This window comes from Wujia sp., assembly GCF_056872695.1.
On sequence record NZ_DBMFCD010000001.1, the window covers coordinates 119,010 to 132,056 of the forward strand.

Annotated in this window: 4 protein-coding genes; all 4 read left to right on the forward strand. The window is 43.9% G+C overall.

What is annotated here, in order from left to right; translation table 11 throughout:
• The first annotated feature begins 4 nt into the window (after positions 1 to 4).
• Positions 5 to 2,284: a DNA helicase PcrA gene (gene pcrA, locus ACZQK9_RS00580; protein ID WP_483269302.1), complete on the forward strand. Its 2,280-nt coding sequence runs from the start codon at positions 5 to 7 to the stop codon at positions 2,282 to 2,284.
• Positions 2,285 to 2,357: 73 nt separating this feature from the next.
• Entirely contained in the window at positions 2,358 to 2,612 is a 255-nt protein-coding gene (locus ACZQK9_RS00585) for a hypothetical protein (protein ID WP_483269303.1), read from the forward strand.
• A gap of 332 nt (positions 2,613 to 2,944) precedes the next feature.
• On the forward strand, positions 2,945 to 11,629 hold the full coding sequence (locus ACZQK9_RS00590; RefSeq protein ID WP_483269304.1) for a SpaA isopeptide-forming pilin-related protein: 8,685 nt from the start codon (positions 2,945 to 2,947) through the stop codon (positions 11,627 to 11,629).
• A gap of 66 nt (positions 11,630 to 11,695) precedes the next feature.
• Positions 11,696 to 13,033: an MATE family efflux transporter gene (locus tag ACZQK9_RS00595; RefSeq protein WP_483269305.1), complete on the forward strand. Its 1,338-nt coding sequence runs from the start codon at positions 11,696 to 11,698 to the stop codon at positions 13,031 to 13,033.
• Positions 13,034 to 13,047 lie beyond the last annotated feature (14 nt).

Genomic DNA, 13,047 nt, shown 5'->3' on the forward strand with positions numbered 1-13,047 from the left:
ACCGATGCCGGGATTAAATGACAAACAGTTAGAGGCCTGTTGTACAACCGACGGGCCTTTACTTATTTTAGCTGGTGCGGGCTCCGGAAAAACCAGAGTGATCACGCACCGGATCGCATATCTGATTGATGAGATGTCAGTCAATCCATACAATATACTGGCAATCACATTTACGAACAAGGCTGCGGCAGAGATGCGGGAACGAGTAGACAATCTGGTAGGATTTGGCGCAGAGAGTGTGTGGGTATCGACGTTCCATTCGATGTGCGTGCGGATCCTGCGTAAACATATTGACAAGATCGGTGGAACAAGCAGTTTCACGATCTATGATGCAAGTGAACAGAAGACGGTTGTAAAAGAAGTGTTAAAATATCTGCAATTAGATCCAAAGCTATATCCGGAGCGTGCGATGCTTTCGGCGATATCAAAGGCGAAGGAAGGGTATATGACACCGGACGATTACGAAAAAGCACATGCAGCAAGTTTCCGGGATCAGAAGATTGCAGAGGTTTACCGGGAGTATCAGAAACGTCTGCAGAGCAATAATGCACTTGATTTTGACGATCTGATCTTCAAGACAATCTTCCTTTTTGAGACGAATCCGGATGTGCTTGCCGAATATCAGACTCGGTTTAAGTATATTATGGTGGATGAGTATCAGGATACGAACCATACACAGTTTATATTGGTGAAGATGCTGGCGGCAAAATATCGGAACTTATGTGTCGTAGGTGATGACGATCAGAGTATCTATAAGTTTCGTGGCGCGAACATCTATAATATACTGAATTTTGAGGAAGAATATCCGGATGCCAAGGTGGTAAAGCTCGAGCAGAACTATCGTTCGACAGCGAACATCTTGAATGCAGCAAATGCAGTCATTGCGAACAATGAGGGCAGAAAGGATAAACGTCTCTGGACAGAGCAGGAAGACGGAGACAAGATTACATTTACCAGATATGGGACAGAATATGAGGAGGCGACAGGCGTCGCATCCCGCATCAAAACATTGAAGAATCAGGGAATATCGCTCGATGATATTGCAGTCTTATATCGTACCAATGCGCAGTCCCGTGTGCTTGAGGAAAAACTTTTGTATGAGAATCTTCCGTATAAAATATATGGCGGACAGAACTTCTATGGAAGAAAGGAAATCATGGATCTCGTAAGCTATCTGAAGGTGCTTGCAAATCCAATCGATGACCAGGCAGTCAAGCGTATCATCAATGTGCCAAAGCGTGGAATCGGTGCGACGACCGTGGATAAGCTTGATATGTATGCGCAGTCGCATGATTATAATCTGTATGATGCACTGTTAGATATCGAAGAAGTACCGGGCATGACACGGAATGTAGAAAAGATTCGGAAATTCACAGATATGATGGAAGGTTTTAAGGCGCGTCTGGTACAGGGGGAATTTATCAGTGAAGTGTTCGATGCAATCATGGATGAAAGCGGATATCGCGAAGCATTGGAGGCGGAAGCTACGGATGAAGCGCGTACCCGGTTGGATAACTTAGAGGAATTAAAGAATAAGATCGTTACCTATGAAGAGAGTGCAGAGGTGCCAACACTGACCGGACTTCTCGAAGATATTGCACTCGTGGCAGACACTGAGGAGGAAGACGAAGATGGTGTGCCAACCGCGAAGGTGACGTTGATGACGTTACATAGCGCGAAAGGCCTGGAGTTTCCGTATGTATTTATGACAGGTATGGAAGAACGGTTATTCCCGAGTGGAATGTCGCTGGATTCCGATGATCCGGATGCACTTGAAGAGGAACGTAGACTCTGCTATGTCGGAATCACACGTGCGATGGAGAAGCTGTATATGACGGCTGCCGGACAGCGTATGGTACATGGTTCGACAAATTTTGAGGAAGTATCGCGGTTTGTCAAGGAGATTCCGAAGCATTATCTCGAGTATGAAGAGAAGGCTTTTGGCTATGCACCGGCAAATATGGACCGGATTCCGTCGAGAAAGCCTGCAGAGCAGGTAATTCAGTTAAAGGCATACGGAAAGAACAATCCGTACATACGACCTGCCACAGCGAATGCGAACCCGAGTGCCAATCCGGGATTTGGGAAGGCGTTCCCGATGGGAAATACAGCTTCTGTGCCGGCAAGTTACGAAGTGGGAGATAAGGTGCGTCATATCAAATTCGGAAACGGTGAGGTAATCGATGTGATTCCATCGGGCGGCGATCAGGAAATCGTGGTGAATTTCGACCGTGTCGGAGAAAAACATTTATTTGCATCGCTTGTAAAAATGAAAAAGTTGTAAATCACGGTAGAAATATCAGATAAGCTGTGGTAAAATCAATATATCAGTAGCGATGAAAGGAAGGTAGAAAACTATGAAAAAGTGTTGTGACGAAGTAAAAGTTGTAAAAGAAGACGAGTGCGTAACAGAAGCAAAGAACGCGTTTTTCTCTGTTGCATTGATCGTTGGTATTCTGACAATTATCGTAGGTATCTGTGTAGCAGTTTACAAGTATCTGACACCGGATTACTTAGATGATTTCGATGATTACGATGATGACTTTGATGATAGCTTCTTTGATGATGACGATGCAGAGGCATCCACAGAGGAGAAGAAGGAAGAGGAGTAAAACTGCTTCGGAAAAGAAGGTTAAAAAAAACCGCTACATGGAGACAACAATCAGGTTGTTTCCATGCGGCGGTTTTTTTGTGGTGGTGCGCCTTGCGGTGCACGATTCTAAAATAGTCAAAAATAGCGTGTTTTTACAGGCATGATATATTGAAAATACGGATGGTTTCGTGTAGAATATTATGCAATAGTGGGTTACTGTCGATATACATAATAAACAGTAATTATTCTTAACTTAACCGGGCATAGCGAGATGCTTAGGTTTTATCATAGATTATTCAGATGCATAGATGCGAGGATGTGTCTGAAAAAATAAAATGGAGGATGGAGTTTATGAACAAACAAAAAAACAAGAAAAAAGTAATCGCCTTTCTGCTTTCAATGTTGATGTTAATTTCATTATTCCAGAACATCAGCTATACACCGGTTGCGGAAGGTGGGGAGACAGAAGCGACGGTTACGATAGAGACAGAGGAGATGACCGAAAGTCTGCCGGATGCTTCGGAAACCGATGCGGTATGTGCACAGCCACTAACATTGCAGGAAGATGGAATACAGGTATATGCCGGAGAGACAAAAGATCTGTTAAAAGATGCAAATGCAATATTAGATGGTCTGACATTAAAAGGTGTTTATAAAGATAAAGATGGAGTCAGCCATGTGATAGAGTTTACACAGGATAGTGAAATCACGATACCGGGTGATGCAGATATCAATATGGACTTGAACTTCCTTTTGAAAGATGGAAACAGCATTGACGGATCTGCAAAGTATGTGTATAAGCTGCCGGATACAGTTCGTGTGGATGTAGAGAAAAAACATGAGCTGCTCGACAAGAATGGAAAATCAATCGGAAATGTACAGATATCGAGGGATGGTACACTGACATTCCAGTTCTATGAAGATGCAGTACAGAACAATAATGATATCCCATTCTATGTAAAATTTGATGGTAAATTCAGCTCAGAACTGTCGGAAGGAGATAAAAAGGGCGATCTTGTGTTCCCTGCCGGAGATACATCCTACACATATAAGGTTGATGTTACGAAACCAAACAGTAGTGACCCGTCAAAGGTTTATTCGGATTATGGTATTCAGAAGAGCGGTACGGTTACAACAACAGCGGACGGAAAAAAGGTGATTCGCTGGACGATATCGGTATGCCCGCAGGGAAGAAAAGATTTCTGTGGAACAGTCGTGGATGTGCTGCCGGAAGGACTTACATATCAGGGAAATGTAACATATGAAGGATTGCTTGCAGGTGGAACGATCACACCGAAACTGGATGGAAATATCTTAAGCTTTGATATGGATAAGTGTAATACTTATTATGATATCAAAATTTCGTTTGATACAGAGATAACCCCGGATTATGGTGCCACTATTACAAATGAAACTTCTATAACAAAGGAGAATACATCTACCTTCAATCCGGATGATACGGAAGATAAGTCCGTTACAAGTAATAAGGCGAATGTAAAAGTAACGCCGAATGTATTATCAAAATCCGGCGTGAACAATGGAGGCGTGATTACATGGACGGTTAAGATCAACGCGGACCGGTTTGATCTTGCGGGAAGTACATATACAGACACGATTGGGGCTGGACAGGAATTGATATCGGACAGTTTTACATTCACAAGTCCGGCAGGTGCGAATGCATCCACTATTATATCTTCTAAATCCCAAAATGGATTCACAATTAACTTCGGCTCAGATAGTAATACAGGATACTATGAGTTTACCTATCAGACACAGCAGACGGATTGGGCTGCTTCCAGTCTGAGTAATACAGGTACTTTGAATGGCGGAAAGTTTAGCAATTATACAACAGGACCAGTAACGGTCAACGGTGTCTCCATGATTACCAAGCAGAGTACCGGATATGATAATATCCTTCATACATTAACCTGGAAGATCGTAGTGAATCCGGAAGCTTATGGTGATATGGGGGAGGTTATGATTACAGATTCATTTCCACAGTTGTCTAAGTGGACGAGTAGTGGGGAAACGAAATATGATACAATGGATTTGGTAAGTGTGACAGATGATACAGGCAAAAAAATTTCTGTAAATGAAACTGGAAACGGATTTACATATACATTTGCGAATGGAGCGCTTGATAACAAATCAATCACGTTAACAGTCGTAACAAAATTAAAAGACAACTGCATAGAGGCTTTTGATGGTCAGTGGATGAGAGTAAAAAACAAGATAGAGATGACCTCAGGGAAAAATACAACACCGGCCACGGCGGAAGCAGAACGGAATATCGAGATCAAGAAGACATCTCTGATTGAAAAGACAGGAAAGATCCAGACAGATGGAACAATCATGTGGCAGATCAGAGTCAATGCATCGGAGATGAAGAAAAATAAGATTCTGATTACAGATACGATCGATAATAAGCAGAAGTATATTGCAGGTTCTTCTAAGATTGCAACAGATGAATGGAGATTGGATCAGGACAATGGTGTATATGCGAGAGAACCACAGGTATCAGCAGATGGAAAAACGCTGACGTATACATTTGATGCAAGTGATGCGTTGTATGATTCCGGATATTTTAATTCACAGTTCTATATCCGCTATTATACAAAGGCAGACGTTACGGTAGATAAATCCAATATAGAAGATACATACAACAACAAAGCAAAGGCGGAAATCGATTTTGACGGGGATGTTCATCTCAAGGATGAGAAAACTGCAAGTGTAACCGGAAAAGTAGGCGGTGTAGTAGATAAGACTGCGAAATATTCCGAAAACCAGAATTATATTGACTGGGCGATTACAATAAACAAGCCTGGGTATGATCTGAGCGCGGCGGTTAATCCAAGAATCGTCGATAAGCTGGCATCTTATTATGATTACAGTGTGGGAACCCTCTATGAAGTGGTAAATGGAGTGGAGACAGAGGTACCAGGCTCTGAATATATTATTACAGTGGTAAATCAGGAACTGATAGTGCAGCTTCCGACAGATGGAAATGGCAAGTATAAAGGTACTGCAACCTATGTATTTAAGTTCCGTACGAGATTTAACTGTCTGGATGTAGAATTACCTTCAAGTCTTACAAATTCGGTATCTTTTATAGGACTGGCAGATGTATATGAGCAGACATCACAGGAAATTAAGAACATACATTTCTCTTCTTCTTCCGCCGGTGCAAGTACAAGACAGCGGATCCGGATTAAGAAGGTAGATGAGGGTGATTCATCAATGGTACTGAAAGATGCGGTATTCGAGATGTATGCGGGTACGGTAAAAGTTGGTGAGGCGCAGACAGATGCCCGTGGCTATGCAGTTTTTGATAATCTGACGATATCAGAAGATGCAACGGTTAAGATTCGCGAGACGGTTGCACCGGATGGATATGATCTTCCAAGCGAGACGGAGCGGGTTACGACGATTCCGATGTCTGCTTTCAAGACGGTATCTGTGATAAATGGTATGCAGACGATGGAAGTTGAAATCCAAAATAAGAAGACCGCTTCTCAGGCAGTGACCGGTAAAATTGAGCTTACAAAAGTGGACGCGGCAGATGCTGCTCCGTTGCAGGGGGCACAGTTTACGTTGTATACGGAGCTCCCAACTGCAGCATCAACCGGACTTACTCGGAAAACAGATGCAGATGGCAAGGTGGAATTTGGAGCTTTGGAGGCAGGAACTGCAGGAGCTCCGAAGAAATATTATGTTGTAGAGACGATGTCGCCGGATGGGTATCTGTATGATGCGGCAAAGCAGGTTGTGATAATGGCAAGTATTGATGACCAAGGGAATACGACCTATAAGCAGGGAACGATTGTCAGTGGCACGTTTATAGAAGACACGATAATAACAAATGCTCAGACGATTGCAAATACAAAGACAACGGCTGAATTGCAGATTATCAAGGTAGATGCGGCGAGTACCACTACATTGTTGCAGGGTGCGGTATTTGGCTTATACAAGGATGCGCAGTGTACTGACCTGGTAGGAAAGGCAACAACTGACGTTGATGGCAAGGCGGAATTTACCGGCCTGGAGCTCGGAAAAACATATTATTACAGAGAAGAGAAGGCCCCAACCGGTTATGTGCTGGATAGTAGCATCAAGGACGTTACAATTGGAAACGGTACAGAGACAGCGATTGAAACAAAGAAAATCACAGTGGAAGATGAGAAGCAAAATGGTTCTCTTCGCGTGAAGAAGGTGGATGACGGCGTACCGGCAAATCCGATTAAAGGGATACAGTTTAAGCTTAAAGACAGTAGCAGTGTATATGTACAAAAAAATGGCACGGATTACACTGTTACAACCGATGAAAACGGTGAAGCAATCTTCGAGAATCTTCCATATGGCAGCTATACTTTAGAGGAGGTAGCCGTCAGCGTTCCGGCAAAATATACATCTTCAACAGAAATCAGTGTGAAGATAGATTCCAACATAGCAAAAGATGTTACTGTTGTGAATGCTGTGAAGAAATTTAAACTTCAAGTTGTAAAGGTGGATAAGAATAACACAACAAAAAAATTGTCAGGTGCAACCTTTACACTTTATTCTTCTACTGGTGCTAAATTAGCGGAGAAAGAAACAGGGGCAGATGGAACAATTGAGTTTGATAACCTTGCATATGATGGTTATTATATCACAGAGATGAAAGCTCCGGATGGATACAATTCTATCGGCAGAATAGCATTCAGTGCAGACAAGTTCTCTGCTACGCAGAGTGGTACAGATTGGAGTTCTGTATGGGATGAAGCTTCGCGCACATTCAAAATTACGGTACAGGATACAAAGCAGAACGGACAGATTGTTATGACAAAGACAGGTAAAGATGGAGTGACAGTATTGGAAGGTGCGGAGTTTACGTTATACAAGGATGGTCTGAAAGTTGCGAAAGCTACTTCAGATACATATGGTAAAGTCGCTTTTACCGGTCTTGCATATGGAACTTATACCGTTCAGGAGACAAAGGCACCTACTGGAACTGGAAAGACGTATATTATGGATCCGACAGTTTATACCGTTGAGGTTGTGAGTGATACGCAAAACAAAATCACAGCTCCAGATACTCTGACAAATGTGGGACAGTTGATTGATTCAACAAATAGCCTTGTGACAGTGACTAATGATGAACAGATAACAACGCCGCCAAACATCAGCTTCAAGCTTTTGAAGCAGGCAAAGAATGGCGTGACATCAGCGAAAACAGCGTTGAGCGGGGCAAGCTTTGGTTTTTATGAGCAAACAAGCAGCGGAACGGAAAAGTTACTTGCAACAGCTACCAGTGGTAATGACGGCATGGTTTATTTCCTCCAGATTAATATTGAAAGCTGTGCCAGCGATTCAACCTTTGTTGTTCGTGAACTGCATGCACCAGCAGGATATAAGAAATCAGATATAGATTATGTTCTAGGTAGTACGAAGAAGGATTTAACAGACTATGCGGATGTTCCGAGTAGCGGAAGTTCCGGCAAGAGTGATGAACAGATATTATGGATGCTTGAAAAGTCCATAAATCAGAATGCACCATCTAAGGCAACGGTTGTAAATGAGCAGATACTTGGACGTGTCTATGTAAAGAAGACTTCTTCTTATGATAATACGGCACTTGCAGGTGCGGAATTTACGCTGTATAAGGAAGATGGAACAACTCAGGTAAGTGGAATGAATATAACGAATCCACAGAAAACAGACGCGACAGGCGGGGTAACGTTCGGTAATCTTCCACTCGGCAAATATGTGGTGAAGGAGACGAAGGCTCCGAAGGGATATGTTGTTTCTACAGAGACACAGACGGTAACGATCAGCGATGACACATTGCAGAGCTGCACATTCCGGGATAATCGAATTGATCTGAGTGTTAGCAAGCTGGCTGTTGGCGGAAGTGCAGAGCTTCCGGGTGCAAAGCTTGCAATCAAGAAAACAGATGGAACAACTGTAGTTGAATGGACGAGTTCAACGACACCAAAGAAGATTTCGTATGCGGAATTGGAGACAGGTGTAACATATATCCTGAAGGAGACAAGTGCACCGGCAGGGTATGCATATTCAGCGGATATTAAGTTTGAAATCAAGGCAGATGGAACGATTTCAATAACCAATTCTGCAGCAAATGCTTCTGTATCCGGTCAGACACTTGTGATGCGGGATGCACCGATTGCCATTTCGGTTGAAAAGGTAGATGAAACCACCAGTGCGCATCTATCGAATGCGATACTTGCAGTCATTGATGCAACAAGTGGTAAAGAACTGGAACGGTTCACGACGAATGGAACAGCCCATGCACTGGATATGAGCAAGATTACAGTTCCGGCAGATAATACAAAGAAAGATTATATTCTGCGTGAGATTTCTGCTCCAACCGGATATGAAATTGCAGAGGATATTATCTTTGCGGTAGATAAAACTGGAACAGTTTATACGAAGGATACAGTTGGGAATTATACGATGGTAAGCGTAGTTGGTACAACTGCGACTTTGACCATGACGGATAAGAAAATGCCGGAGGGAACGATTTATATTCGGAAACTGACACCGGCAGGTAATACTTTGAGTGGTGCAAGCCTTGCAATATATAATAAGAATGATTACGACCAGAATCAGGCTTCTGCAACGCCTGCAGTTTCGGAATTTACATCCGGGACAACGCCGTATGCAATTAAGGTTACTCCAAGTGAGACAGACACTCTGCATCCGAATGTAGAATATGTTCTTGTGGAGAAGTCGGCACCGGATGGGTATATTATTGCAAAGCCAATTACATTTAAAATTAAAGACGTCGGAGCAACAAGTGGGACAACTCAATACAGAATCACAACGATTTCCGATACTAACAGCCTGAATAGCGATAAGGTTACAATCATGATGACAGATCAGCCATTGTCACTTCGAATTAAGAAGGAGACGAGCTCTGGGGATCTGCTTGCAGGAGCAACCCTGAAATTATATGAAGGAACTGTTGCAGACGAAGCAAAGCTGGTAGAGGAGTTTACGACAAACCGTACGAATATGCATACGGTTGAATTTACAAAGCTGAAGGCAGGGCAGGAATATCTGCTTGTAGAGACGGCCGCTCCAAATGGATTCCTCAAGTCAGGAGATATAAAGTTTACAATAGAAGCAGACGGAAAGATTACCAAACAATATCTGCAGCAGGAAAATGGTACATGGAAAGAAAGTCGTGTGTCAGGAAATATAGTAATTATGACGGATGACGAAGAAGCAGTCACACTCAGCAAGATTGATTCTGGCACGAACGGTAATCTGGCAGGGGCAACTGTGAAGTTAGAATCAGTTGTGTATGGTTCCTATGGTGTGAGTGGATATGATCGGAATTTCACACCACAGATATTCACGACAACCAATGATGTGATTTCGTTGGATGCAAATCTGTTCCATACAGGCTGTGTCTATGCATTGTCCGAAGTAACTGCACCACAAGGGTATGGATATGCGAAGAATGTAGTGTTCTTATATACAGATGACCATCGTGTGCAGTATCTTACAAGCTCGAATACAGGGCGTGATCGCACGGTTTATATGTTTGATGAACCAATTGAATTAAGTGTTCATAAGAAGAACAGCGTGACGAATGGATATGTGAAAGATGCGAAGTTACAGATCCTTGATGATGCAGGAATAGTTGTAACAAGCTGGACGACAGGAACAGATGCAAAGGCAGTCGGTGGTAAGCTTACAGCACCGGTAGCTGGTCGTAAGCGGTATATTTTGCGAGAGACAGAGGCGCCGAAGGGATATACAAAAGCAAAGGATATCAGTTTTGAGGTTGCTTCGGATGGAACGATTTATATCGCTGATGCAAATGGCAATTATACACAGGAAGTAACAGAGATTACGATGCACGATGAGCCACAGCTTCAGGTCATCAAGCAGAATCCGGACGGGGATGAAGTCGCAGGTGCGACACTCACGATCACGAAGAAGGATGATACAGCATTTACCCCGATCACATGGGTAAGTACAGATGAACCAAAGGTATTTGATAACAGTCAGTTTGCTCCGGATGAGACATATATACTGACAGAGACGAAAGCACCGGATGGATATGGATATGCAAAGCCGGTTTCATTTACAATCGGAGCAGATGGCACAGTCAAGGCAGATGGTAAAGTCGTTTCAAATCATACAATTGGTATGACAGATACACCAATTGAGGTTGTATTTGAGAAGCAGGATGCGGACAGCAAGCGTACAATCGCGGGTGCGCAGATTGCAATTCAGAATGCGGCAGGGGATGTGATTTACACATTCACAACGACAGAGAGCGCAATCGCGATTCCGAAGGAAGTGCTTCAGGCACCGGCCAAAGAGGGCGTGCTTGCGAACTATACATTTGTAGAGCTTTCAGCACCGTTTGGATATGAAAAGGCAGAACCGGTAGCGTTTGCGATTGATTCGGAGGGAAATGTATATGCAAAGAATCCGGAGAACGGGGAGATGACATTACTTTCCTCACTTGGAATTAAGGCATTGATCATGTATGATGCACCGGATTATCTGCATATCAGTAAGGTGGATGCGACGAATTCAGAAGAGATTGACGGAGCGAAACTTGCAATCCGGGATGCGGATGGAAATGAGATTGTTTCATGGGAGTCTTCGAAGAAGGATGGTGCAAAGAAGCTTAGTATCAGCGAATATTTCGAGGCAGATAAGGAATACACGTTGAATGAGGTAGAAGCACCGAAGGGATATAAACTTGCGGAGGCGATTGTCTTCAAGATTGGAACGGATAATGTGATCTACGTGAAGGATGCGGGTGGAGCATTCGCAGCGGTTACAGATCAAACGATTGTGATGAAGGATCTGCCGTCAACATCAGTTGTGACTACAGAGACAACCACCACGACAACAACCACGACAACAACCACGACCACCACCACCACTTCTTCAACCACTTCGAAGAAGACAGGCGATACAGCGCCGGTTGCACCGATTACCGTAGTAATGCTTGTTGCAGCCGTTGGAATTATCATTCTGGGTGTTGTCAAGAAGAAACGAAACGATAAGTAAATAAGATTTACGAAGAAGGGCTTTCCATAAGCCCTTCTTTTAAGTAAACAGAAGGATTTTTCATAGATGAAACAAACATATTATAAGACAGCTCTGCGGTCGCTGATCAGCCTGTCCATCCCGACGATCTTGGAAGAAGTTCTGTCGACACTGCTGCAATATGTCGATACGGCGATGGTGGGACATCTGGGCGAGAAAGCGACAGCGGCGGTCAGTACGACAGCAACGATTGGCTGGCTGATTCACTCGATTCCGAGTGCGATTGCAGTTGCTGTGCTGGCAATTGCATCGAAGGCAAATGGAGCCGGGGACGAAGCGAAACTGAAGAAGCTGGCGGGACAATCAATACTATATGCATTTACAATTGGTGCGCTGTTGGAGATAATCGTGCTTGTACTGTCCCCGTATATTCCGGTTTGGATGGGCGTTGAACCAGAGATTGTAAAACCGGCAAGCACATATTTCACGATTACGAGCATTTCGCTCATATTCCGGGCAGCCTCCCGTGTGTTCTCGGCGATGATACGATCCATCAAGGATACAAAGTCTCCGATGTTTATCAGTGTGGGTGAAAATGCACTGAATATTGTATTAAATACCGTATTTATTTACGGATTGAATCTCGGCGTTACAGGTGCGGCAATTGCATCCTGCATCAGCTTTGGAATCGGCGGCATCGCAATGTTTCTGCTGATGCTTGGCAAGACGAAGCTTCGCCCGTCAAAATCTGATATAAAACCCGACCGGGAGATTTTGGCGGAGACATTTACAATCGGACTTCCGACACTTGGGACGACATTCGTCAGCTGCTTCGGATACATTGCGTTTGCGCGGATGGTATCCGGCATGGGAACGACGATATTTGCGGCACATTCGATTGCTATTACAGCGGAGCAGATCGTCTATATTCCGGGATATGGACTGCGTGTGGCGACAAGTACTCTGATTGGAAATGCACTTGGAACGAAGGACAGCAGGAAACTGAAGGCGATAGAGAAGGTGTCGATCCTGATTACACTATTGATCATGGGTGTAAACGGAATCGGACTTTATCTATTTGCGTATCCATTTATGCGCGTGTTCACGAACTCGGTAAATGCCGCGCGAATTGGAAGCGGGATGCTGCGACTGGTGGCATTCTCGGAGCCGTTCTTCGGACTGATGATCGTCTTAGAAGGTATCTCCTATGGTATGGGGCGCACGAAGCATGTGTTTGCGTGTGAGGCGGTAAGCATGTGGGGAATCCGGATACTTGGTACATTCTTGTGTGTAAATGTGTTTGGGCTGGGATTGAAAGCGGTATGGCTGTGTATGATCGCGGATAATATATGTAAGTCGGTTTTGCTGTATATGTTCCGACCGCGGATCATGGATTCCGGGCCGTATCAGGAGACAATAGTCTGAAAGCACCGTCGTGA